Genomic DNA, 26,229 nt, shown 5'->3' on the forward strand with positions numbered 1-26,229 from the left:
AATCAACTTTATGAAGTTTAGATACATTTTTGTTTTTGCATTCTTTTTTATTTACAACAATTCTTTTTCTTGTGAGTGTAAGCCAATTGACCGAGAAAACATGGTAGAAATAGGATTAAAGTATGAAATTGCATTTTATGGAGAAGTTATAAAAGTAGATTCAATAAAGAGAATTTATACTTTTAAGATAATAGAACTCTTTAAAGGAAAATACAATTCTCGGTTCATTACACAAAAGTATTTGGGCAATTGTTCTGTTACTCCATCTATAAAACAACTTTGGATTGTTTATGCCAATTTTAATGAAGATAAAACTATCGAAGTGAGTAGTTGTTCTCCAAGCACTGGATTTAAACCCTATGGGAGCAATTCCATCCCTTCTCCACCAGAAACTAAAATCTCTCAAAAAACAGATGAACAAATAAGAACATTGTCTTTTTATGCTTGGGATCTCAAGTTTGAAAATCGGAATTTACAAGATTGGATTTATCAATTAGAGAAGTTAAGACTATATAAAAAGGCGCAAAAAGATATTTCTGACAAAGAAAAAACCGAAGAAAAGCTTGAAACATACAGCAGATATATAATCATATCTTTGATAGTCAACATCGTATTATTTCTAACTTTAATCTTTGAAATTTATAAGAAAAAGATTTTCTCCAAATAACTAAAATCGGTTTTAAACAACGAAACAAAAGTCATATATTTGCTATCGAATAAAAAAGAATATGGAACAATTTGTAGTATCGGCGCGTAAATATCGTCCTCAGACATTTAAAGATGTTGTGGGGCAAAAAGCCATTACCAACACTTTGTTGAATGCTATTGAAACCAATCACTTGGCTTCTGCTCTTTTATTTACAGGACCGCGTGGAGTTGGTAAAACTACTTGTGCACGTATCTTGGCTAGAAAAATTAATCAGCCTGGATATGATGATCCGACTGAAGATTTTGCTTTTAACGTTTTTGAGTTGGATGCTGCTTCAAACAACTCTGTTGATGATATTCGTAGCTTGATTGATCAAGTTCGTATTCCGCCACAAACGGGACAATACAAAGTTTATATCATTGACGAGGTCCACATGTTGTCTTCTGCGGCTTTTAATGCTTTTCTTAAAACATTAGAAGAACCACCAAAACATGCTATTTTTATTTTAGCAACTACAGAAAAACATAAAATTCTACCAACGATTTTATCTCGTTGCCAAATATTCGATTTCAAAAGAATTACGGTAAAAGATGCTAAAGAACATTTAGCTGATGTTGCTGAAAGTCAAGGAATCAATTTTGAAGATGATGCATTGCACATTATTGCTCAAAAGGCAGATGGCGCCATGCGTGACGCTTTATCTATTTTTGACCGTGTAGTTTCGTATTGCGGAACTAATTTAACACGTCAGGCAGTAACTGAAAACCTAAACGTTTTAGATTACGAAACTTACATCAACATTACCGACTTACTTTTAGAAAATGAAATTCCGAAGCTTTTATTAGCTTACAATGACATTCTAGCAAAAGGTTTTGACGGACATCATTTTATTGCCGGTTTAGCTTCTCATTTTAGAGATTTATTAGTTAGCAAAACGCCTTCTACAATTGCTTTATTAGAAGTTGGAGAACAAGCACAGCAAATGTATGCCGTTCAATCTCAAAAATGTACTCAGGAATTTTTATTGAAGGGAATCGATATTGCAAACGACTGTGATTTAAAATATAAATTGAGTCAAAATCAACGTCTTTTAGTTGAATTATGTTTGATGCAATTGGCCTCTATCAATTTTGATGGAGAAAAAAAAAAGCTGAGCAATTCATAATTCCACCCGTTTACTTTAAAAATGGCGGATATTCTATAGTTGAAGTCCAAAGTCCAAAGTCGAAAGTTGAAAGTCAATCTGCAACTGATAATCAAAATTATCAACCTGTAAATGAGGCAAAAACTGTCGTTTCTGAACCTGAACAACAAGCCGTTCAAACTCCAAAAGTTCAAACTCCAGAACCTCCAAAAACGGAAGCTGACGGAACGCCAAAAGTTTCTGCTTTTTCGCTTGCGAGTATTCGCAAGAAAAAAGAGTTGGAAGCAAGCAAAAATTCTTATGTAAAACCTACATCTGTATTTCTTACTGAAGAGTTTAACGAAACAGATATGCGTCTTCATTGGAATAAATACGCGGAACGTTTAGGCCAAAAAGGTCTAAAAATCATGGAATCGATTCTATTAATTAGCGATCCGGTATTAAATGGAACAACAATTACTTACGAACTTCCTAATGAAGGTTCTAAACTAGATTTTGAAAACCAAATGAATGGTTTATTAGGCTATTTAAAAGGACATTTACACAATCATGATATTTCCATTGAAATAATTGTAAATGAGGAGATTCAAGCGGTAAGAGCTTTCAATGATCAAGATCGATATAATCGTTTCTTAGAAATCAATCCAAACATTGAACTTTTACGTTCTACATTTGGATTAGATTTCACATAATGATTATTCTTTTTATTTAAAATCAAAAAAATCCATAGATCTCAATTCTAAAAAAGCTTTAAATTAACTCGTGCAATTAGAATAGATTAAAAACTATTTATTCTGCAGTCCAAAGTTGTAGACTTTCTCCAACCATTTTTTTCTTTGTGAGTCATCTGAGCCTTTCACGATTCCGATATAACTGACTTTTACAGGTTTTACACCGCAAAATTCTAAAGTTGATTTTTTCAACTGATTAACACTTGGCCTTCCGAAAAACAATCTATAATACCAGCTTGGCTGATCTAAAGTGGTAATTATATGAGCTGTTTTTCCTTTTAAAAGTTTATCCCACCAAACAGAATTTTCTCGGTATTGAAAAGCCATTCCTGGCAAAAACAGACGATCGATAAATCCTTTCGTAATTGCTGGAAGTCCGCCCCACCAAACTGGATGAATCCAAACCAAATGTTCTGCATTTTGAATTTTCTGCCAAGCGTCCAAAAGATCTGGTTCAAGTTCTGTTCTTTTCTGATAACCAAATTGAAGATTGGGATTGAAGTTTAAATTGGCAATTGTAATAGTTTCTACTTGAGCATTGGCTGCTAAAGCACCATTTTTATACGATTCTGCAATTCCGAAATTGAAACTTTCAGCATTTGGATGTCCATTTATAATCAGTATTTTTTTCATATCAATGTTTTTTTCAAAAATACTATTCGAGTGTTTTCTTTTACTGGACAAATGTCCTGAAATCTTAAATGCAAAGTCTAATTTTTCACGCAGATTGGGCAGATAAATATTATCATAATGAATATTTCGATCAAGCAGATCTTACATAAAAAACTAAATATATAATCTTCATAAATCAGCTTAAATCTTTTAAAATCTGCGTGAAATAAAACTTTTAAGCATGAATTACTGCTTTTCTAATTCGGCTTAAATGTCTTGGCGTAATTCCTAAATAAGAAGCTAAATATTGCAAAGGAATTAGCTGTAAATATTTTTGATGATTCTGATACAATTCTTGATAACGCTCTGCTCCAGATAATTTCTGAAAAGAAACCATTCTATTATGAAGATTTACAAATTCTAATTCGGTTAATTTCCTACCAGTTTCCTGCCAATTAAAACCTGATTTATAAAGTTTTTCCAAAGCTTTCCGATCCAGAATTTGCAACTCTACATCAGTTAAAGCTTGGATATTTTCTGTCGCTTTTTCTTGAGTTATGAAACTGGCAAAAGATGCCATAAATTCGTTTTCAAAAGCAAAACAATTGGTGATTTCATCACCTTTATGATTCATAAAAAAGGAACGTAGAATTCCTTTTTTTATAAAAACAATTTCATTGCAAACTTGATCTTCAGTCAATAAAAGTTCACCTTTTTTCAAAGTGCGAAAAGTTATTAAATCATCTAAAAGATTTAATTCTTCTTGTGAAAAATCCTGAATAGACTGAAAAATTGATTTCATTTAAAAAAGTTTTGCCACGAATTACACAAATTTACACTAATTTTCATTCGCAAAGTGTGAAAAATAATTTGTGCAAATTTGTGAAATTCATGGCAAAAAAATATTAAATTTTCCCGTAATACATTGCTTTTACGATACCATCAGAAAGTCCGATTTTTGGAACGTAAATTTGACGGGCTCCGCTCCATTTCATTGCATTCAGATAAATACGAGTTGCATGGATAATTACGTCGGCACGGTCAGAGTTTAAACCTAATTCGGCAATTCTTTGTTCGTAGGTTAATGAATTCAGGAATGCATATTGCGAATTGATGTAAATGTAAGAAAGTGGTTTTTCCTGCTGTTTTCCAGACATTTTAAACAACTTATTGATGTTTCCTCCAGAACCTATCAACGTAACCTCTTCGTAATCTGCTGTATTGGTTTTAATCCATTTTTCGATTTCATCCCAAACCACATCATGAACCATATTATTCAATAAACGAACTGTTCCTGCTTTGAAAGATCTTGACGTAATCATTTTGCCTGAAGAGAAAAGCGTAAACTCTGTACTTCCACCTCCAACATCTACAAAAAGATAGGTTTCATCAGATTTAATCAAATGATGCAAATCTGTAGAAGCAATAATCGCGGCTTCTTTTTTACCATCAATAATTTCGATTTTAATGTCGGCTTTTTTCTTAATTAAAGCTACTACTTCTTTAGCATTATAAGCTTCGCGCATTGCAGAAGTTGCGAATGCCATATAACGTTCTACCTTATGTACTTTCATCAAAAGATTGAATGCTTTCATGGCATCAACCATTCGATCTATATTTTCCTGCGAAATTTCTCCAACTGTAAAGGCATCTTGCCCTAAACGAATTGGCACACGAACAAGGGAACTTTTATTAAACTGCGGTTCTTTTCCTTCTTGTTCCACAACATTCGATATCAGAAGCCTCATGGCATTTGAACCGATATCTATTGCTGCAAACTTCCTAATATTAATCATGCTCACTTTATGATTTGAAATTGGTATTTATTATTAATTTACTTTTTGAGGAACTTCTTCTATTACCTCTGCCTTTTTTTGATAATATTTATAAGTCTCGAACTGAGCTCTAAAAGGGGCATGATGATTTTTAGGTTTGTATTTATTATCTAATTTATAAGAATGATATCTCACTTTTACATTTCCTTTCCAGCCAATGTTGAAATTGTCGATTAACTCTTTTTTAATTTCAAGATCATAAATCGGACATGTTACCTCAACCCTTGCGTCAAGATTTCTAGTCATGAAATCGGCAGAAGAAATATAAACTTCCGTCAATCCTGCATTCCCAAAAATATAAACTCTTGAATGTTCCAAATAATTATCGACAATACTTATGGCTTCAATATTTTCACTCATTCCTGGAATTCCTGGAATTAAAGAGCAGATTCCTCTTACTTGAAGCTGAATTTTTACACCAGCATTACTGGCTTCATATAATTTATCGATCATCTTAAAATCTGACAAACTATTCATTTTAAGCTTTATGTGTGTTTTTCTACCAGCCAACGCATGTAAAATCTCACGATCAATCAACTTTACAAATTTAGTTCTGGTGTAATGAGGCGACACAATTAAATGTTTGTATCGGTGTACTCTATAATTGACATCGAAAAACTCAAATATTTTTGATGTGTCTTTTAAAATTCCTTGATGGCAAGTTAAAAGCGTTACATCAGTATAGATCTTAGCTGTTGATTCGTTGAAATTTCCTGTTGAAATAAATCCGTAGCGACGATTTTTACCATTTTCCAATCTTTCAATAACACAAATTTTACTGTGCACTTTAAGACCTTTCATTCCAAAAATTAGTTCAATTCCTTCCATCTGCATTTGTTCTGCATACGAAATATTTGAAGCTTCATCAAAACGTGCCTGAAGTTCAATTTGAACCACTACTCTTTTACCATTTTTAGCCGCGTTTATAAGCGAACTAATAATTTGCGAGTTCTTAGCTAAACGATATAATGTAATTTTAATACTTGTTACTTTTGGATCTAATGCCGCCTCACGAAGAAACTTTGTTAAATAAGAAAAAGACTGATATGGAGCATTAACTAAATAATCCTTTTTGCTAATCTTTTCTAAGATACTTCCTTCAAGGCTTAAACCTGGAACTGGCATTGGTTCATTTGGTTTGTATAACAAATCGTAACGCCCAAGATTTGGAAATCCCATGTAATCGCGACGGTTATGATATCTTCCTCCAGGAATTATACTATCCGTTTCTTCGATTTTCATTTTATCTAAAAAGAAACGCAAAGTATCATCTTCAATTAAACTATCGTAAATAAAACGAACAGGTTCTCCAATTCTACGATCTTTTACAGACGAAGCGATTTTCTCCAACATACTCTTACTCAAATCACTATCAATTTCTAATTGTGCGTCACGAGTAATTTTAATCATGTGAGCCGAAACCGTTTTGTAATCGAAGATGTTAAAGATGTTTTTCAGTTTAAAACGAATTACATCATCGATTAAAATCACGTATTGTTTTTCATCTTCAGAAGGAAGAACAACAAATCTGTTAATGTTTTTCGGAATTTCAATTAAAGCATATCTAACTTCATCATTTTTTAATTCTAAACGAACAGCCAAATATCCCAAAGTATCTTTTAAAACAGGAAATACGGCTAGATCATTTAAAATGATGGTTACCAATTCTGGACTTAATTTTTGCATAAAAAAGTCCTTCAAAAAACATTCTTGCTTTGGAGTAATTTGAGTTTCGTTAATTATAAAAATATTTTCGGCTTCTAGTTCTGATTCTATATTGCCAAGAATACGCAAACTTTCAGATTGCTGCTGAATAACAATTTCTGTAATATCTTTAATTAATTGATGAGCAGAAATTCCGCCCAAATATTTTTCACCAGAAATACCAGAGAGACTTAATCTTCTAATGGCTGCATATCGAACCCTAAAAAATTCATCTAAATTGTTTGAAAAAATTCCAACAAATCGCAATCTATCTAAAAGCGGAACCGTATTATCTGCGGCTTCCTGAAGAACTCTTGCATTAAACGCTAACCAGCTTTTTTCTCTATCGATATATTTCTGTTCGTACACTGTTATGATTTTAAATCTTTGGGGAAAATAGTTTTATGTGTTTTACCTTTATTTATAGTATCCCAGCTTTCGGCATCAAATTGTAAGGATACAAATCCTGAAGTTGGAACATTATCTATAAAAACATCTCCAAATTTATTAACAAAATTTGTAATAGCCTCGTTATGTCCGAAAAGAATAACGCTTTCTAAACTATTATCACACGATTTGATAACTTTTTCGAGTTGTTTCTCATCAAAAGTATATAAATCGTCTTTAAAAACGATGCTTTCTAAAGGATAGGAAATATTCTGAGCAAAGATTAATGCGGTTTCTGATGCTCTTGCAGCAGTACTACTCCAAATTATATAGGTTTTAGGAAGATATTTAGAAATGTGTAACGAAACATCATGTGCATCTAAAATTCCTCTTTTCATTAATGGGCGATCAAAATCTTTCAATGGTGCTTCCCAACTTGATTTAGCATGACGTATTAAAATTAGATTTTTCATAAGCTTTAAAATTTAAAAACCCGATTTGGAGATTAGTATTTTTTAATTAAGTTCTAATTTACAAAAGAAATTTTAAACCTTTTCTATTTTTTATTTCTGTTAACACTATAATCAAATTTTAACAAGAATGTATTCTTTATAATATGTTAATCTTAAAAAAAATCACAATTCAAAAAAAATACAATTAGTGTATTTTATCTAAGAAATCAGTATTTGGTCGAGATTCTCTAAATTTGCAAAATTTTAACCAAATACCTGATTATTAAGTATTTATAATATTTTAAAATTTCTATTTTTCATTAAAAAAGCAAAAAAACGGGTTGCGTTTTTTGCATTTTTATGTTAAAAAATAATCTTTTTATCGTTTTTTTTTGTAGAAAAAATACATTTCAACGAGTTTTTAGGTTAGTTGTAGATAAAAAAATTCAATTAGAAAAACTCTAATATAACTTTGATTCTGTTAAAATTTAGTAAATACTTTTAAACAAAATCATAAGTTATGAAAACTAAATCTACTCTTGAAAAAGCAGTAAAATTTGTTGCAAATTGTAAGTTTATTTTTCTCTCAAAGAGAAACATCTTTCAAAAAAATATTTTCTTCATACTGTTTTTTTTGACAACAACTTTTTCATTTGCTCAAAGTGAAAATGTGGATTCGTACTTAAAAAACTTAGAGAGTTCTGGACAAAGTTCTAAGCTGAGCAATCTCAAACATCTTTTGTATGATTTACAATCTTCTGTTTATTCTTTTTCTGGACAAACCAAAGTTTATGGTGAAAAACCTACGTCTTTATTTACAGATATAAACTCGCTTAATAGCCTTAACACAGCAGTTTCATTAAAAAGTGATATCGAAATTGCAACAATCAAAATTGAAACATCGACAGATTTAAATAAATCTATTGATCTTAATTCTTTCTCCAATTTTGAAAATCTAAAATACATTCTCATCATTTCAAATATCCAGACAAACCCTGCTGTGATCAATAACTTGATTAAAAATGATACTTCAAAATATGTTCTACTTTATAAAATCTCTATAGGCGGATAATTTAAAAAGCTATTACTATGAAAAAATTCTACTATCCCTATTTAACGGCTTTTTATATCTTTTTAGTGCTTTTTATGGGCATTAATGAGGCAAAAGCTCAAGTAATTGTACCGTTTAAAGAACGAACTTCTTCTTATTCTCCGACTAGAACAATCTATAAAATCAAAGGAGATTTTACGATGATTGGAAATATCAACTTAACGACTCAGAATTATGATCGATGGGAAACAAATGGTGATTTTCCGATGATATATGTTGATAAAGACAATAATAACCAAACCGTTAATTCTTCTTCTGCAACTTTAGATTTATTGAATGATCACGGTGCCAAATTAACAAACTGCTATAATATTGTTTACGCTGGATTGTACTGGACTGGAAGAATTGACAATGCAACTAATAGCCCTAGTACTTTTACTGTAAATAAAAACGGTACCGTTGCAACTCTAGACAAAAGAAAAATCTTGTTTAAAGGTCCAAATAATGGCAACTACGATGAATTTACAGCAACAGACATCTATTTCCCAACCAATTCTGAAAATAATATTTTTACGGCATACACAGAAGTTACAGATTATGTAAAAGCAAATGGAGTTGGTGAATATTTTGCTGCCAACATTGCCGCTACAGAAGGTGCTGACGGTGGTGCGATAGGAAAATATGCTGGATGGGGATTAGTAGTGGTTTATGAAAATTCAGACATGAAAAATAGAGATATTACTGTTTTTGATGGTCATGCATTTGTACAAAATAATATTACTGCCGATCACTCTTTTTCTGTTTCTGGATTTAATTCCATAGCATCTGGACCTGTTGATGTTAAACTTGGAATTATGGCCGGTGAAGGTGATGTCAATTATAACGGCGATTACTTTAAAATTCAGAAATTAAATAGTAATGATTATTTAAGCTTAAGTCATTCCGAAAATTCGCCTGATAATTTCTTTAACTCTTCAATCAATACTGGAGGAAATTATAGAAATCCAAATCTCGAAAATAATTCAGGAATGGATATCAGCATGTTTAAACTTCCAAATGAAAATAAAGACATCATTGGAAATAATCAGACTTCTACCACTTTCAGATATGGATCTACTGTTGACACTTATGTAATCTTTTCTATTGTTATGGCAGTTGACGCCTATGTTCCAGAAATTGAAGGTATAATTAGTGCTACCACAATAAACGGAAGTCCTGCTGGAGCTGGTCCATATACAGTTTTGCCTGGTCAGGAACTTGGTTATAAAGTTCAAATACAAAATAGAGGAACAGAAGCCATCCAAAATAGTAAACTTGTTATTCCAATTCCTTACAATGCTACATTTGTTAATGGAAGTTTGGCAAAAACGATAAATTTCACTCCTGCTCCTTCTCCAAATTCATTGACTTATGAACCAACAATTGGTGCAAATGGATCTATTGTTTGGGATTTAGGAACATTGCCATTACCTACCGATCCAAATACTGTTTTGGGAGAATTAACATTCACATTAAAATCAACTGAGAATTGTGCCTTGTTAAAAAATTCTAACTGTAGTAATGTTATTCAGGTAGATGGAAAATTAAGTGGAAAAGGCGTTAATTCGTCAGTTACTGTATCAGATCACTCTTTGATATTAGGTTACACGCCATCTGGAAACTGTACGGGATCTTCAATCGCTGCACCGCTTCAAACGACCATAGATTCAGCAAATTATACTAATGCAAATTGCCAAGCTACACCTCCAACAATTGCTTTTACTTTTTGCAACAGTGCATCATCAATTCCTGTTACAGATGTAACGGGGTCATTTCCAACTGGATCAACATTTTATAATGCGTATCCAGTAGTTGCAGGAACAACAACACAATATACTATAAATAATCCGTTTCCTGCTACCGTTGGAACATCGACTTATTATGCAATTCCACCAGGAGCTTCTAGCGGATGCTATTTTGCATTTACTATTACAATTGAAAGCATCACAACAACACCAACTGTAACTAGCCCAATAAATTATTGTATTGGCGATACTCCAGTTGCATTGACTGCTGTTCCTACAAAGCCAGAATATACATTGTACTATTATGAAACTTTGACCTCAACTGGTCAACAGTCGCTAACTCCTTCTACAGCTGTAGCTGGGCAATATACTTACTATGTTGCTGAAGGAAAAACGAATGCTTGTATTGGTCCAAAAAAAGAAATAATCGTTAATGTAAATGAAAAACCAACAGTTACAATAACTAATCCGCTTCCAATTTGTTCACCAGCAACTTCGGTAGATTTAACTACTGCAAGTATTACTACTGGAAGCTCATCAGGATTAACATATACTTATTGGACAGACGCAACAGCAACAACTCCGTATTCTAACTTTGCTGCAGCAGTTCCTGGAACTTATTACATCAAAGGAACAAATGCTTCGAATTGTTTTGATATAAAACCAGTTGTAGTGACGAAAAGTACCGTTACAGTAACTGAATTAATTGCTTCGCATGTTGATGTAAAATGCTTCAACCAAGCTACAGGTTCTATTACCGTAGAAAATGCTTCTGGCGGAGTGGCTCCTTATACATATTCATGGAAAAAGAATGGCGCTGCTTATGCAGGAACTTCTCAAACTTTAACTAATTTGGAAGCTGGAAGTTATGAAGTTACAGCAATGGATAGCAATGGTTGTCAAGGAACTTTAGTTATTACAATTTCGCAACCTACAGGGGCTTTAGCTTTAGCTGCATCTTCTAAAACAGATGTTTCATGCTTTGGAAAAAGTACTGGAACTTTGACAGCAGGTACTGTGACAAATGCTATAGGAACTGTAAAATATTCTTGGAAAGACAATACAAATGCAGAAATCTCAACTTCTGCAAATGTTACTGATATGCCAGCGGGAACTTATACTTTGACTGTAACAGATGACTGTTCTTCTGCATCTAATTCTGTTACAATTGGACAGCCTGCAGCAATTTTAAGCGCAATAAAATCTCAAACTAATGTTTCTTGTGGAAATGGAAATAACGGTTCTGCTACAGTTACTGTCTCTGGAGGAACTCCAGCCTATACTTATGTATGGAATACTATTCCGGCTCAAACAACTGCAACTGCAACTAATCTTACTGCCGGAAATTATAGTGTAAAAATTACAGATGCAAATGGTTGTGAAATTAATGAGTCTTTTACAATTTTAGATGGAGATTCTATCAAACCAATTATAAATCCGTTACCTCAAACTACGACAATTAATTGTCCTGCTGAACCTGTTTTTGCACAAGCAACTGCAACAGATGATAGTGGAACTGTAACATCATTAACTTATGTAGACGATACGGTTTCTGGAAATTGTGCAGGATCTTATACCAAAACTAGAACATGGACAGCTCAGGATGCTTGCGGAAACGTTTCTCTTCCTGTTACTCAAACTATTATTGTTCAAGATATAACAGCGCCAACTTGGACAACTTTAGCAGGATCTTTAGACAAAACTGTAGAATGCAATGATGCAGCTGCTTTAGCAAATGCTCAGGCTTTATTCCCTACAGCGACAGATTCTTGCGATGCTGATGTTACTAATATTGTAAAAGTTAGCGGACAGTTTACTGCTTCTGCCGGATGCACAAACGCAGGAACTTATACGAACACTTGGACGGTTAAAGATGATTGCGGAAATACTTCTGATACTTTCACACAAATAATAACTATTCAAGATACAACAGCGCCAATTTGGACAACTTTAGCAGGATCTTTAGACAAAACTGTAGAATGCAATGATGCAGCTGCTTTAGCAAATGCTCAGGCTTTATTACCCACAGCAACAGATTCTTGCGATGCCGATGTAACTAACATTGTAAAAGTAAGCGGACAGTTTACTGCTTCGGCTGGATGCGGAAATGCAGGAACTTATACGAACACTTGGACAGTTAAAGACGATTGCGGAAATGCTTCTGATACTTTCACACAAATAATCACTATTCAAGATACAACAGCGCCAATTTGGACAACTTTAGCAGGATCTTTAGACAAAACTGTAGAATGCAGTGATGCAGCTGCTCTAGCAAATGCTCAGGCTTTATTTCCAGCGGCTTCAGATTCTTGTGATGCCGATGTAAATAATATTGTAAAAGTTAGCGGACAGTTTACGGCTTCGGCTGGATGCGGAAATGCAGGAACTTATACGAACACTTGGACCGTTAAAGACGATTGCGGAAATGCTTCTGATACTTTCACACAAATAATCACTATTCAAGATACAACAGCACCAACTTGGACAACTTTAGCAGGATCTTTAGACAAAACTGTAGAATGCAGTGATGCAGCTGCTTTAGCAAATGCTCAGGCTTTATTTCCAACTGCTTCAGATTCTTGTGATGCTGATGTAACCAATATTGTAAAAGTAAGCGGACAGTTTACTGCTTCTGCCGGATGCGGAAATGCAGGTACTTACACCAACACTTGGACTGTTAAAGACGATTGCGGAAATGTTTCTAACACATTCACACAAGTAATTACTATTCAAGATACAACTGCACCATTATTTACTGGAAATCTTCCACAGAACGTTACCGTTTCATGTGATGCTATTCCTGAAGTAGCAGAAATGACTGCTTCTGATAATTGCAATGGGAATTTGCCAATTGTATTTTCTGAAACAAAATCAGATATTCAAAATGGATGCGCTTCGAATTATACCTTAACACGTACTTGGAAAACTAGTGATTGTGGAGGAAATGTAGTTTCTTATACTCAAATTATTACAGTTAGAGATACTAAAGCTCCAACAGGAACAGCTCCTGCCAACGTAACCAATTTAGCTAGCGTAGATTTGATTCCTGTTGGAAGTCCAGCAGATATTAAAGATGCAGCAGATAATTGCAGTCCAACCGTTAATATTACTGTTACTGACACTAACAACGGATGCGATGGAAATGTTTACATTCTAACCAGAACATACACTTTAACTGATTGTGCAGGAAATAAAAGAGAACTAGTTCAGACTTTTACTGTAAACTGTAAACCTAAAAAAGTCATTATAGCTAATGATGATGCAGCTGGTCCAATTGCTGGGGTAAATCATACCACAACAAATGTTTTAAATGTATTTTCAAATGATACTCTTGATGGCGTTATCGTTACTCCATCGGATGTTATTTTAACAACAATAACACCAAATGCCTTTTTACAGCTAAATCCAAATGGTTCTATAGATGTGTTACCAAATGCACCTGTTGGCACATTAACTTTAGTTTATCAAATTTGCGAAGCAAACCAAACAGACAATTGCGACACTGCTACAGTTACAATTACAATTGAAGCTCCAAAAATTACAGTTTCTGCAACTCCAATCTGTGTCAACGATGTTCCATATATTGATTATGTAGTAACTGCTGTAAACTTTACTCCAGTAAATGGCGTAACCATAGCATGGGCTGATAGTAATAACAACATTATCTCAACAATGAATAATCTGCCATTAAGCGGACGTGTTTTATGGCCAGGTGCAGTAGTAGATGGAAATGGAAAAGGCATTGATTGGCCAGGATGGATTTTTGAAAATAACAAATGGGTTCAAGGTGCAGATGGATTTGAAAAATTACGTCCGACAGCTATTTTAACGCTGACTTTAAATCCAAGCGAAACAATCACAGTAAATTATCCTCCATCTGATCCTTATTGTACAGCTCGTCCAACATTTGCCATTATTGCAAATAATGATACAGCTGGACCTATAAACGGAGCCACTGGAGCAAATAATATCATAAATGTACTTACTAATGATACCTTAAATGGTTCAGCAGTAAACTTAAATGACATCACTTTAACAACAACTATTCCTGATCCAAAAGGAGCTTTGACATTAAATTCAGATGGTTCTGTAAATGTTGCTCCAAATACACCTGCAGGAACGTATACATTAACATACCAAATTTGTGAAAAAGCCGATTTTGGAAATTGTGCCACTGCTGTTGTAACTGTAACGGTTACAACTCCATCCGCGCCACCAACTCCAGTTGTTGCGAATGATGACACATACAGCAATATCGGATGCAACACTTTTGGATTAGTTGGCAATGTATTAAGCAATGATGTAAAAGGAACAACACCAGTCACTTTAGAATTAGTAAACTTTACGCTTCTTAATGATAATAATAGCAAAACTGATCCAAATATTACAATTAGTAATACTGGAAATGTAACAGTTTCTAGCTTAACACCAGCAGGAACTTATACTTACAGCTATAGAATCTGCGACAAATTAAGTAGTGAAAACTGCGATACAGCTATTGTTACTATTACAGTAGTGCCAAATGGTACAACCCAATTTAGCAGTACAGCTTGTACAGACGATTCATCTCTTATTAACTTAACCAGTTTATTACCAGAAGGAAGTCCAACTACAGGAACTTGGATCGATAGAAGCAATACAAATTCGCTTCAAGGAAATATTTTTAATCCGTTTGGATTGGCTCTAGGAAACTATGTTTTAGAGTATCAAATCGCTGGTGAAAAATGTCCACGAAACATCATCCTAAATATGGAAGTAAATGATGATTGTAAGGTTTTAGCTTGCGAAGAAGTTTTCCCTCACAATGCTTTCTCTCCTAATGGTGATAATTTTAATGATACTTTCAAAATTGACAATATTGATAATTTGACTTGCTATCCAGAAAATACAGTTGAAATATATAATCGTTGGGGAATTTTGGTTTTCGAAACTAAAAACTATAACAACACAACCAATGCATTTGATGGAATTTCAAGAGGACGAACAACTGTAAAACAATCTGACGGTTTACCTACAGGAACTTATTTTTACATCATACATTATAAGTCTCTAGATGGCAATAACAACCTTCAGGATAACAAATTAAGCGGTTATTTATACCTATCAAAATAGCAACCAACCAAAACAAACGTAAAACCCTATTTTTCAAGATATTATAAATTTTATGTAAAAAAAATATGTAATTTCACATAAAATAACTATCTGATTTTCAATATATTAAAAAATCAGTAGTAATAATAAAAATAATCCATTTTTACTATGAGAACAAAATTATTTTTTTTCGTCATTCTGTTAGTTACATATAGCGGTTATGCTCAGCAAGATGCGCAATTTACCCAATATATGTACAATACAATTAACATAAATCCTGCTTATGCTGGTTCTCGTGGTGCATTAAGCGTTTTTGCATTACACCGTGATCAATGGGTAGGATTAGATGGAGCTCCTAAAACCAATACCATTTCTGTTAATACTCCAATAAACAACAGCAATGTTGGACTTGGTGTATCTTTAGTCAATGATAAAATTGGACCCACGACTGAAAATCAATTCTCTGTAGACCTTTCTTATACCGTTCCAACTTCAGACACTTGGAAACTCTCATTTGGTATAAAAGGTACAGCCGATATTTTTAATCTTGATGTAACTAAATTAAGTCCCGAAACTGCGGGCGATCCACAATTTCAAAATTTAAATAATGATTTTTCTCCAAATGTTGGTGCGGGTATTTACTGGCATTCGAGTAAAGCTTACATAGGGTTGTCTGTTCCAAACTTCATTCAGACAAACCGTTATGATGACAATGATGTCGCGATTTACAAAGATCAAATCAATTACTACTTAATGGGAGGTTATGTTTTTGATTTATCTCAAGAAATAAAGTTCAAGCCAGCAGTTCTAACTAAACTGGTTGAAGGAGCTCCTCTTCAGCTTGATGTATCAGCAAACTTTTTATTCTTTGAAAAACTAACTCTTGGAGCAGCTTACAGATGGGATGCAGCAGTAAGTGCAATGGCAGGATTTCAACTTACTGAAGGTTTATATATCGGATACGGATATGATAACGAAACAACTAGATTAAGAAATTACAATTCTGGTTCGCATGAAATCTTTCTACGTTTCGAACTTTTCAAATACAATAGTAAAATGACAACCCCTCGTTTCTTCTAAAAATTTCGCACCATGAAAAACTATACACTACTTCTCTTAACCATAATCAGTGCTTTTTCATTTGACAGTTATGCGCAAAAAGCGAAAATAGCTTCTGGAGATAAGAAATACGATAGCTATGCTTATGTCGACGCTATTAAAACGTATGAAAAAGTAGCCGCAAAAGGATACAAATCTGATGATATGTTTAAAAAACTAGGGAACTCCTACTATTTTAATTCAGATTTTGCTAATGCAGCAAAATGGTATGGCGAATTATTTGCAATGAATTCCACTGTAGAACCTGAATATTATTATCGTTATGCTCAATCTTTAAAATCTATTGGCGAAAATAACAAAGCCAATTCTCTTTTAGATCAGTTTTATGCAAAATCAAAAAATGATGTACGAGGTAAACTTTATAAAGATGATGTAAACTATTTGGATCAAATTAAAGCCAATTCAGGAAGATATAAAATCGAAGATGCTGGCATAAATAGTAAATATTCAGATTATGGATCTTTTGTTTATAATAATAAAATTTACTTTGCTTCTGCAAGAGATACCGGAAACTTTACTAAACGCAAACACCAATGGACTGGCGAATATTTTACCAATATTTATAATGCCGATATTGATCCTCAAAATGGAAATGCAGGTAAAGTTAAAAAGTTTAAATCGCCTATAAACACCAAATTTCATGAGGCATCTCCTGTTTTTACACAAGATGGCAAAACAGTATATTTTACAAGAAACAACTATATTAACGGTAAAAAAGGAAAAGACGAAAACAGAATTACTCTAATCAAAATTTACAAAGCAACGCTTGGCGCAGATAATAAATGGGGTAATATAACTGAGCTGCCTTTTAACAGTGATAATTATAGTAACGGACATCCTGCATTAAGTCCTGATGAAAAAACATTATATTTTTCTTCAGATATGCCTGGCTCTTTTGGTCAATCTGATTTATATAAAGTGAGTATAAATCCAAACGGCGGATTCGGAACTCCTGAAAATCTTGGAAAAGATATTAATACCGAAGGAAAAGAAACGTATCCTTTTGTGACTAAAGAAAATGAAATTTATTTTTCTTCAGATGGATATCCTGGACTTGGTGGTTTAGATGTTTTTGTGGCTAATATTGATTCTGATGGAAAAATCAGCAACATTCAAAATGTTGGAGCCGATGTAAACTCTCCTAAAGACGATTTTGCATACATTATTGATCCTGCTTCAAGAAGAGGTTATTTTACTTCTAATAAAGACGGCGGACAAGGTTCTGATGATATTTATAAATTCTTAGAAACAAGAAAACTAAAATGCGAACAACAGCTTGAAGGTATAATTACTGATGCCGAAAGCGGAACAATTTTGCCAGGAACAAAAGTGACACTATTCGACGATCAGATGAACGTAAAAAATACAATTGTTTCAGATAGCTATGGAAAATATACCTTCCCTGTAGAATGTGGAAAAATCTATTTTGTAAGAGCTGAAAAACCAGAATATAACACCAAAGAAGTAAGTGTAACCATTTCGAAAACTACTGGCACAACAAGCCTTCCTATTGCATTAGAAAAATCAAGCTGTAAAGTTACTGTTGGCGATGATCTAGGTGTATGCTTTGGAATTAAAATGATATACTTTGATCTTGACAAATCAAATATTAGAACAGAAGCCGCTTTAGATTTAGAAAAAATCTTAGTAGTCTTAAACGAAAATCCAACAATGAAATTAGACATTCGTTCACATACCGATAGTAGAGCAACGCATCAATACAATGCTGCATTGTCAGACAGAAGAGCAAAATCTACAATCAAATGGCTAATTAAAAACGGAATAGCACCGAACCGATTAACTGGAAAAGGTTACGGTGAAACACAACTTGTAAATAAATGTTCCGATGGTGTTAAATGTACCGAAGAAGAACATCAAGCAAATAGACGAAGCGAGTTTATTATAACTGCTTTGTAATTTAATTACTAACATAACCAACTTTAAAAGGCTGTCTTTCTAGACAGCTTTTTTTTATAAAAAAAATCGTTGTAACTCTGCGAATTACAACGATCTCTAAAAAACCAACCAGTTCAAGTTTTTTTTTACAACTTAGCAAAAATGTTAGTGTAATATTTTTTTCCTGTTACAGTGTCTGTTGTTACAGATATACCGAAATGTGTATAATCACCTTCGATATTTGCTTTGTGGCCTGGACTCTCCAGCCAGGCTCTCAAAGCAGCTTCAGGAGTTTTATAGTTGTAGGCAACGTTTTCACCAACTTTTTTGGCTCCTAAAACACTAGTAATATTTTGAGATCTTTCGACAAAATCATTGTGATTTACGACATTGTTTTCAATCATATAAACATTATGTTCTTCACATTTAGAAGATATATGATTTACTCTTTCTAAAGCATTTAGACCTACGCTAACACGATATTCGTTTATAAGCTTCAGCGCTAAAAGTTCTGAGTCGTTGTATGAGTAATTGGTAACGAGCGTCTCGATTGGAGTATTATCCACGCTTCCTTCGGCGGTGTCTGCAGTACATGAGTTCATTGCGATAAGAATCGCAATGAACAACATGATGCGCTTAATCTTTTTCATAATCAATAGCATATTAGCAGTTTAAAGTAAATGTGGGGCAAATCCTTTAAATTTATTTTTGAATAAATATCGTCTGATTTCTTTACCAAACGTATTTAATTTATCGCTAAACTACAAAATTAATCGATGAAATACACCTCTTTTTTTTAAAGAAATATAAATTTCTTACAAATCAAGAAGAAAGCCTCTCGATTGTCCATGAAAAATCAGATTGGCTTGTATAACGAATTCTATCGTGGAGCCTATTTGCTCTTCCTTGCCAGAATTCTACCTGTAACGGTGTGACAATATATCCTCCCCAATTTTCAGGTCTTGGAATAGGTTTTCCTTCAAATTCGGCTTCGATTTTCTTTAAATTTTCTTCTAAAAAAGTTCTTGATGGAATTACTTCACTTTGGTTTGAAACGATTGCACCAAGCTTGCTTCCATCGGGACGTGAATCAAAATAATTATCAGAAATAATTTCTGAGGTTTTTTGAGCAATTCCTTTAATAATAACCTGACGTTCCATTTCCTGCCAGAAAAAAGACAAACAAACATTTGGGTTGGCTTCAATAGCTTTTCCTTTTTCAGAGCTATAATTGGTATAAAATATAAATCCTTCTTCTGAGAATTTCTTCAACAGCACAACACGAGACTTCGGAAAACCGTCTAAGCCTACTGTAGAGACCGTCATAGCATTGACTTCTCCGCTTCCACCAAAATCTTCTACTTCGTGAAACCATCTATTAAAAAGGTTTATTGGGTCTTCCGGAATGTTAGTTTCCAATAATTCGCTTTTCTCGTATGATCTTCTATAATTACTTAAATCGCTCATAGTTTTTGTTTTTTTTTTCAGGTTTAAAGTTTGAAGTCTCAAGTTTCAAGTTTCAAGTTTCAAGTTTCAGGTTTCAGGTTTCAGGTTTCAGGTTATCCAAAAACTCAGAATCTCAGAATCTCAGAATCTTAGAATCTCAGAATCTTAGAATCTCAGAATCTCAGAATCTCAGAATCTCAGAATCTCAGAATCTTAGAATCTTAGAATCTTTAAAATTCAAAACTCAATCCATCATCTGCTAAAAGTACATTAGGAAAAATTTCTTCGGCTTCTTTCTTAAATGGTTCCAATCCATCATATCTTGTTGAATAATGACCTAAAATTAATTGTTTTACATTAGCTTTTAAAGCAATCGTTGCGGCTTCTTTAGCTGTCGAATGTAACGTTTTTTCTGCCAATCTAGCTTCCGATTCTAAAAACGTAGATTCATGATACAAAATATCAGTATTTTCAATGATTGGAATTATATCTTCATTATAAACGGTGTCCGAACAAAAAGCATAACTTTTTGATGGCGGAGGATCAAACGTCAATTTTTCGTTTTTAACCACAGTCCCGTCATCCAATGTTATATCGCCGCCGTTTTTTATTTTCTGATAATACGCAACATGAATATCGTATTGCTGAACTGCTTCAACATTCAGTTTTCTTTCATCTGGCTTTTCCTGAAAATGATACCCATTCGTGTAAACTCTATGTTTTAACGGAATGGTTTTTACAATAACCTTTTTATCTTCAAAAATAACTTCGCTTTCTTTCGATTCTAATTCATGAAAAAACAAAGAATAAGTCGTCCAAGATTCGGTTAATTTCAATTGAAGGAGAATCAATTCCTTAATTCCCTTCGGACCATAAATATGTAAATCTGTAGTTCTTCCCAAAAGAGAAAAAGTAGAAATAGTTCCAATTAATCCATAAAGGTGATCTCCGTGAAGATGTGAGATAAAAATGTGATTAATCTTCGAGAATTTAATTTTATTCTTTCGAAGCTGAACCTGAGTTCCTTCACCACAGTCAATTAAAAACAATCTATTTTTAATCTCTAAAACCTGCGCAGTCGGATTAGTAAGTGTTCTAGGAGTTGCGGCATAACAGCCAAGTATGGTAAGCTTCATTTTAGATTGTTGATTTTAGATTTTAGATTGATTGTTTAATTTTAGATTTCAACATTCAAAATCTAAAATCTGAACTCTAAAATCTACAATTAAAACCCGAGGTCTCTTTCGATTTCTTCCATTTCGATAATGTCGTGCGCTTCTAAAAGAGACGGAACAACAGTTAATTTATCAGAAATAGCATTAAAATCAAGATCGGTTGCGACGATTACAAACGATTTTTTTGCTTTTTTATGAAGCTTTGAAAGCGGTAAAAAAGCCTTCAAATCTTTTTCCGAGATAGAATCAGCAGATAAATCGATGATTATATTTTGTTTTTCAAAAGTTTTAAACTGTTGCGTTACTTTTTCCAAGAAAGCATTTACATCTCCTTGAGTATCTTTAATCGTAACGGTATGTCCTTTTTGATCTACTTTCATTTTATAATTTTATGGGGCTTATAATTTATGATGCTAATTTACTAAGTTTTTTTGTTGTTTCAGGTTTAAAGTTTCACGTTTGTCAGGCTGAGCGAAGTCGAAGTCCACGTTCGCAAAGCACATTTAGCACTAAAAAGCACTTCGACTTCGCTCAGTGTGACACCCATTTCAAAACTGAAAACTGCGACTGCGGCCGAAAACTAAAACCTACTGAATCTTAGACGCTAATAAATAAATAACAGCCATTCTAATCGCAACACCATTTTCTACCTGATTCAAAATCACTGAATGGTCAGAGTCTGCCACTTCAGAAGTAATTTCTACTCCTCTATTGATTGGCCCTGGGTGCATGATTACAATTTCTTTTCCTAGCGAATCCAAAAGCGGTTTATCAACTCCGTATTGCTGTGCGTACTCACGTGTTGATGGGAAGAAATTCACATCCATACGTTCGTTTTGTACGCGAAGCATATTCGCAACATCACACCATTCTAAAGCTTTACGTAAATTCGGTTCAACCGTAACACCAAGCGATTCAATATATCTTGGAATCAAAGTTTTTGGCCCGCAAACTTTTACTTCAGCACCTTGCATCTGCAAAGCATATATGTTGGACAAGGCAACTCTCGAATGCAGAATGTCACCTACAATAACTACTTTTTTTCCGGCAACATCGCCCAATTTTTCTCTGATAGAATAACTATCCAATAAAGCCTGAGTCGGATGTTCGTGCGCGCCGTCTCCTGCGTTTACAATGCTTGCTTTGACATTTTTAGATAAAAAATAAGCCGCTCCAGGATTAGAGTGGCGCATTACAACCATATCCACTTTCATTGAAAGGATATTGTTTACAGTATCAATCAGAGTTTCTCCTTTTTTAACCGATGACTGAGCAGCAGAAAAACTAATTACATCAGCAGATAAACGTTTCTGCGCTAATTCAAACGAAAGTTTGGTTCTGGTACTGTTTTCGAAGAAAATATTGGCAATGGTAATATCTCGTAATGAAGGAACTTTTTTAATTGGTCTATTAATGACTTCTTTAAAATGATCTGCCGTTTCAAAAATCAGGTTAATATCATTCTCGTTGATATATTTGATTCCTAATAAATGATTTACGCTTAATTCTTTCATTTTTATTGTTTATTTGTTTAATCGTTGAATTGTTTAATCGTTTTTTAAAATCGCTTAATCGGTGTTATTACCGATTAAACAATTAACCGGTTAACCGATTAAACTTAATTCGTCACTAAGTGAACAACATCTTCACCATCATTCTCTTTCCAGCTTACAATTACTTTTTCGCCATTGATAGCATCGACCTGACGGCCTCTGTAATCGGGCTGAATTGGTAAATGACGGCTGAAACGTCTGTCTATTAAAACCAATAATTCAATTTCTGAAGGTCTTCCAAAAGATTGAATGGCAGTTAGTGCCGAACGAATGCTTCTTCCGGTAAACAAAACATCATCGATAAAAATGACTTTTTTGTCTTCTACTATAAAATTGATTTGGGTTTTATTGGCTTCAAGCGGTTTATCAGTACGACGGAAATCATCTCTAAAAAAAGTGATGTCCAAATATCCTAAAGTGATTTCAGGAACCTTGTATTCGTTTTCTAATAATTGTTTTAAACGTTCAGCTAAAAAAACACCTCTCGGCTGAATTCCAACCAAAATTGTATTAGAGAAATCAAGATGTTTTTCGATTAACTGACAAGCCAAACGATGGAGTATGATAGTAACTTCTTTCGAATTAAGTAATACTTTTTGGCTCATAAGCAATTGTAATGTTTGGTTGCGCAAATATACGGAATCTGATTTTATTTGTTGGGGTGTTGGGTGGGGAAATATTTTTAAGTAGCCATATTAATTGAAATTTAATTTATTAAGAATATTAATCATTATTTACATTAAAAATATAAATTAGCATTTCAGTAATAAGACATAACTATACTACATTTTATTCTATGGAAGTAATAAATTCCTTCTTCAGTAATATTAAAGACAAACTAACAAATCCTTTTTTTGGAACTTTAATAATCGTTTTATTAATACATCATTGGCAATTATGGTATGCTGTCTTCAATTTTGATAATGACTGCACATTAAATGATAAAATAGTTTTTATACGAAATTATGCAACAGTGAATTTAACATTTTGGAAAATTTTATCGGATGTATTGCATGCAATATTACTTATGTTGTTAGGTTACTTAATAATTATAGCAACCAGAAGTTTAGTTTTGTATATTGAGTTTGGACTAATGCCATCTATTACTGGTCGAATTGTAAACAAAGATGTTGTGAGAAGAAGTGAATATGATGATGTAGTTAAAGAGCGTGAACAATATTTCGACCAATATGAAGAACAAAGAAAAAATGTAAGACTTTTTTCCAAAACAATAGATGAACAAACTGAACAAATAAAATTAAAAGATAACGATTTACTAAAACAAAGCGAAATTATCAGCAATTCAATAAAAGATCTAGATTATACCAAGAAAAAATTAACAACAGAACAAGATGACAAAATAAAGCTATCGGATCAAATAAAACACTTAAATAATTCTTTAGATCAGCTACAGAAAGATTATGATGTAAAAACAAAACAAGTTCAAATTTTTGATGATTTTTTTGACGGAGAAAATACTTCTTTTTATTACTCCCCTGAAAAATTTCCTCCAACAATTATTAATAAAGTTCGAGAACTTAAAAGTGAAGGTAAATGGCTAACTTTTTTATCACTAGTTCGCTTTTTTCATAATGGCGGATCAATAGGAGGTGAAGCTTTATCTGAAATGATTGATAAAGGAATAGCATTTGAAAGAGGTAGTCGTCAAGATCTGACTCCTCTTGGAGAAATAATCTGGAGATATCATGATATTTTTGAAGAATATAACTAAATGGATTTATTAAAATAATTACTTACAATACAACACAAAATGAAAAAACCACTAAATACAGTATTTTTAACTTATGCATCTGATATACTGGCAAATTCAGAATATGGTTTGACAGGAACAGAACTAGGTAAATTTTTTTCGGCTAAAAGTATTGATCATAATGTCGAAATTCCTTTTCACAAACCTCCATTTATAGGAGTTCCAAACAAAAGAAGTGCATTTTTTGAAAATTTAATTAAATTCAATGATGAACAACGATTTGAAATCATAACCGAATTACTTGACCATGAAAGACTTGCACAAGAAATAAACGTAAAAGAATTAAAAAACAAACTTTACACAAATTATCCAGAAAACATTCCTGAGAAAAAAAATATTCTTAAGTCTGACCTAATTGTAGAAACACAACATTGGTTAAGTAAATATGAAAAAGCATTCAATCTTTACAATTCTTCATTAGAAAAACTTAATTCCAAAAAATATCAAAGAAATTTAATTGACGACATGCGATTATCATTGGAAGTATTACTAAAAGAAATTTTGCAAAACAATGCATCACTTGAAAATCAACTTGGAAATGTCGGAAATTACCAAGAAACGAAAGGGTTAAGCAAAGAATCTACCAATATGTTCCGAACTCTTTTAGATTATTATACCAAATATCAGAACAGATACATTAAACATGATGATAATGTGAATGAAAAAGAAATTGAATTCATTATAGACTTAACATCAACTTTTATGAAATTCATAATCAAAGAATAAGTTATTTAGATTGAAACTTTAACTCCAAATCCTAAAACATTTCCCTAAAAATTCTATAACACATTTCTCTGATTTTCAAGTAACTTTAATTCGAATTTAAAAACTCAAAATTATGAGAAAAATAATTGTCATAACCATGATTACCATCGATGGTGTAATGCAAGCGCCTGGTGGTCCTGAGGAAGATACTTCTGGTGGTTTTAAATATGGAGGTTGGGTAGCGCCTTTTGGAGATGAAGAATATGGCAATGTGATGCAGGAGCAAATGAAGCCCGCGGATATTCTTTTAGGCAGAAAAACATTTGATATTTTTGAAGATTATTGGCCAAAACATTCAGACGGATGGCCAGGAATTAATGAAGTTACTAAATACGTTTTATCTTCTACCAGAAATAATTCTAACTGGGAAAACTCGGAATTTCTTTCCTCAATAGAGGATATTAAAAAACTTAAAAATTCAGAAGGCGGAGACATTAAGGTTTGGGGAAGCGCAACACTTGTTCAGCTTTTGCTTGAACATGATTTAGTTGATGAATTTGCTCTCATAATTTACCCGATTATTCTTGGCAAAGGAAAAAAACTATTTAAGGACAATGCAACTCCGTCAGGCTTTACCTTAACAGAAAGTACAGTTACACCAAATGGGGTAATTGCTGTGAGCTACAAAAAAGCGGGAGAAGTTAAAACGGGAACAATTGGAGAATAAAAGTAAATGTAATAATTGAGTTGAAATCAAAATCCTAAAACATTTCTCCAAAATTCTATAACACATTTTCCTGATTCGTGAAGTAATTTTAAGTATCAATTTAAAATATCAACATCATGCAAAATAAAATACTTAGATTGTTAATGGTATTCGTAATACTGTTTTCATTTACAAGCTGTGAACTAGTAGGAGACATTTTTAAAGCCGGAATGGGATTCGGGATCTTTATCGTAATTTTTATTATTGCGATTATTATATGGATTTTCGCCAAAATGTTCGGAAGCAAATAGTCATCAATAAACAATAAAAAAATCCCAAATTCCAATTTAAACTTGGAGTTTGGGATTTTTTATGGGTGAAAAACTTTGTCAAAGTTTAAAACTTTGACAAAGTTGTA

General features: G+C 33.0%; 22 protein-coding genes. 11 read left to right on the forward strand and 11 right to left on the reverse strand.

Annotated elements, in window-relative coordinates; genetic code table 11:
• The first annotated feature begins 10 nt into the window (after positions 1-10).
• From HNP35_RS12245 to HNP35_RS12255, 3 genes are all read left to right on the forward strand, one after another.
• Positions 11-667 (forward strand): hypothetical protein, encoded by a 657-nt coding sequence (locus HNP35_RS12245; protein ID WP_184162212.1) that lies wholly within the window; start codon positions 11-13, stop codon positions 665-667.
• 61 nt (positions 668-728) lie between these two features.
• Positions 729-1,814: a DNA polymerase III subunit gamma/tau gene (gene dnaX / locus HNP35_RS12250; RefSeq protein ID WP_184162215.1), complete on the forward strand. Its 1,086-nt coding sequence runs from the start codon at positions 729-731 to the stop codon at positions 1,812-1,814.
• A gap of 257 nt (positions 1,815-2,071) precedes the next feature.
• A complete protein-coding gene (locus HNP35_RS12255; protein WP_184162217.1) occupies positions 2,072-2,485 on the forward strand; it encodes a DNA polymerase III subunit gamma/tau in 414 nt (137 codons plus the stop codon).
• A 93-nt stretch (positions 2,486-2,578) separates the two neighbouring features.
• On the opposite strand, the gene HNP35_RS12260 is transcribed toward HNP35_RS12255, so the two are convergent.
• The 5 genes from HNP35_RS12260 to HNP35_RS12280 all read right to left on the reverse strand — a co-directional run bounded on the left by HNP35_RS12260 (position 2,579) and on the right by HNP35_RS12280 (position 7,535).
• Positions 2,579-3,157 (reverse strand): NAD(P)H-dependent oxidoreductase, encoded by a 579-nt coding sequence (locus tag HNP35_RS12260; RefSeq protein WP_184162220.1) that lies wholly within the window; start codon positions 3,155-3,157, stop codon positions 2,579-2,581.
• Positions 3,158-3,371: 214 nt separating this feature from the next.
• The gene (locus tag HNP35_RS12265; protein ID WP_184162223.1) at positions 3,372-3,938 is read right to left on the reverse strand and encodes a Crp/Fnr family transcriptional regulator; all 567 of its coding nucleotides are present in this window, start codon (positions 3,936-3,938) and stop codon (positions 3,372-3,374) included.
• A 103-nt stretch (positions 3,939-4,041) separates the two neighbouring features.
• Positions 4,042-4,932 carry a Ppx/GppA phosphatase family protein gene (locus HNP35_RS12270; protein ID WP_184162225.1) on the reverse strand — a complete coding sequence of 297 codons (891 nt, stop codon included), beginning with the start codon at positions 4,930-4,932 and terminating at the stop codon, positions 4,042-4,044.
• Between the two features lie 33 nt (positions 4,933-4,965).
• On the reverse strand, positions 4,966-7,044 hold the full coding sequence (gene ppk1, locus HNP35_RS12275; protein ID WP_184162228.1) for a polyphosphate kinase 1: 2,079 nt from the start codon (positions 7,042-7,044) through the stop codon (positions 4,966-4,968).
• 2 nt (positions 7,045-7,046) lie between these two features.
• The gene (locus HNP35_RS12280; RefSeq protein ID WP_184162231.1) at positions 7,047-7,535 is read right to left on the reverse strand and encodes a SixA phosphatase family protein; all 489 of its coding nucleotides are present in this window, start codon (positions 7,533-7,535) and stop codon (positions 7,047-7,049) included.
• A 499-nt stretch (positions 7,536-8,034) separates the two neighbouring features.
• On the opposite strand from HNP35_RS12280, the gene HNP35_RS12285 reads away from it, so the two are divergent.
• The 4 genes from HNP35_RS12285 to HNP35_RS12300 all read left to right on the forward strand — a co-directional run bounded on the left by HNP35_RS12285 (position 8,035) and on the right by HNP35_RS12300 (position 18,476).
• A complete protein-coding gene (locus HNP35_RS12285; protein ID WP_184710795.1) occupies positions 8,035-8,586 on the forward strand; it encodes a hypothetical protein in 552 nt (183 codons plus the stop codon).
• A 17-nt stretch (positions 8,587-8,603) separates the two neighbouring features.
• The gene (locus HNP35_RS12290) at positions 8,604-15,461 is read left to right on the forward strand and encodes a gliding motility-associated C-terminal domain-containing protein (RefSeq protein WP_184162237.1); all 6,858 of its coding nucleotides are present in this window, start codon (positions 8,604-8,606) and stop codon (positions 15,459-15,461) included.
• 147 nt (positions 15,462-15,608) lie between these two features.
• On the forward strand, positions 15,609-16,520 hold the full coding sequence (locus HNP35_RS12295; protein ID WP_184162240.1) for a PorP/SprF family type IX secretion system membrane protein: 912 nt from the start codon (positions 15,609-15,611) through the stop codon (positions 16,518-16,520).
• A 12-nt stretch (positions 16,521-16,532) separates the two neighbouring features.
• Entirely contained in the window at positions 16,533-18,476 is a 1,944-nt protein-coding gene (locus tag HNP35_RS12300; protein WP_184162243.1) for an OmpA family protein, read from the forward strand.
• A gap of 125 nt (positions 18,477-18,601) precedes the next feature.
• On the opposite strand, the gene HNP35_RS12305 is transcribed toward HNP35_RS12300, so the two are convergent.
• The 6 genes from HNP35_RS12305 to pyrR form a co-directional block, all read right to left on the reverse strand.
• Positions 18,602-19,105: a CAP domain-containing protein gene (locus HNP35_RS12305; protein ID WP_184162246.1), complete on the reverse strand. Its 504-nt coding sequence runs from the start codon at positions 19,103-19,105 to the stop codon at positions 18,602-18,604.
• 172 nt (positions 19,106-19,277) lie between these two features.
• On the reverse strand, positions 19,278-19,922 hold the full coding sequence (gene pdxH, locus HNP35_RS12310; protein WP_184162249.1) for a pyridoxamine 5'-phosphate oxidase: 645 nt from the start codon (positions 19,920-19,922) through the stop codon (positions 19,278-19,280).
• A 209-nt stretch (positions 19,923-20,131) separates the two neighbouring features.
• The gene (locus tag HNP35_RS12315; protein ID WP_184162252.1) at positions 20,132-21,037 is read right to left on the reverse strand and encodes a ribonuclease Z; all 906 of its coding nucleotides are present in this window, start codon (positions 21,035-21,037) and stop codon (positions 20,132-20,134) included.
• An 89-nt stretch (positions 21,038-21,126) separates the two neighbouring features.
• Entirely contained in the window at positions 21,127-21,456 is a 330-nt protein-coding gene (locus tag HNP35_RS12320; RefSeq protein WP_184162255.1) for a ribonuclease Z, read from the reverse strand.
• 207 nt (positions 21,457-21,663) lie between these two features.
• Positions 21,664-22,590 (reverse strand): aspartate carbamoyltransferase catalytic subunit, encoded by a 927-nt coding sequence (locus HNP35_RS12325; RefSeq protein WP_029273654.1) that lies wholly within the window; start codon positions 22,588-22,590, stop codon positions 21,664-21,666.
• A gap of 104 nt (positions 22,591-22,694) precedes the next feature.
• Positions 22,695-23,234: a bifunctional pyr operon transcriptional regulator/uracil phosphoribosyltransferase PyrR gene (gene pyrR / locus HNP35_RS12330; protein ID WP_184162258.1), complete on the reverse strand. Its 540-nt coding sequence runs from the start codon at positions 23,232-23,234 to the stop codon at positions 22,695-22,697.
• Positions 23,235-23,425: 191 nt separating this feature from the next.
• Here pyrR and HNP35_RS12335 point away from each other — a divergent pair, with 191 nt between their 5' ends.
• The 4 genes from HNP35_RS12335 to HNP35_RS12350 all read left to right on the forward strand — a co-directional run bounded on the left by HNP35_RS12335 (position 23,426) and on the right by HNP35_RS12350 (position 26,122).
• Complete coding sequence (locus HNP35_RS12335) at positions 23,426-24,361, forward strand: hypothetical protein (protein WP_184162261.1); 936 nt, start codon at positions 23,426-23,428, stop codon at positions 24,359-24,361.
• Positions 24,362-24,400: 39 nt separating this feature from the next.
• Complete coding sequence (locus HNP35_RS12340; protein ID WP_184162263.1) at positions 24,401-25,126, forward strand: hypothetical protein; 726 nt, start codon at positions 24,401-24,403, stop codon at positions 25,124-25,126.
• A gap of 112 nt (positions 25,127-25,238) precedes the next feature.
• Positions 25,239-25,832: a dihydrofolate reductase family protein gene (locus HNP35_RS12345; RefSeq protein WP_184162266.1), complete on the forward strand. Its 594-nt coding sequence runs from the start codon at positions 25,239-25,241 to the stop codon at positions 25,830-25,832.
• A 116-nt stretch (positions 25,833-25,948) separates the two neighbouring features.
• On the forward strand, positions 25,949-26,122 hold the full coding sequence (locus tag HNP35_RS12350; RefSeq protein WP_167365412.1) for a hypothetical protein: 174 nt from the start codon (positions 25,949-25,951) through the stop codon (positions 26,120-26,122).
• The last annotated feature ends 107 nt before the right edge of the window (positions 26,123-26,229 follow it).

It is taken from the genome of Flavobacterium notoginsengisoli, from assembly GCF_014207905.1.
GTDB lineage: Bacteria > Bacteroidota > Bacteroidia > Flavobacteriales > Flavobacteriaceae > Flavobacterium > Flavobacterium notoginsengisoli_A.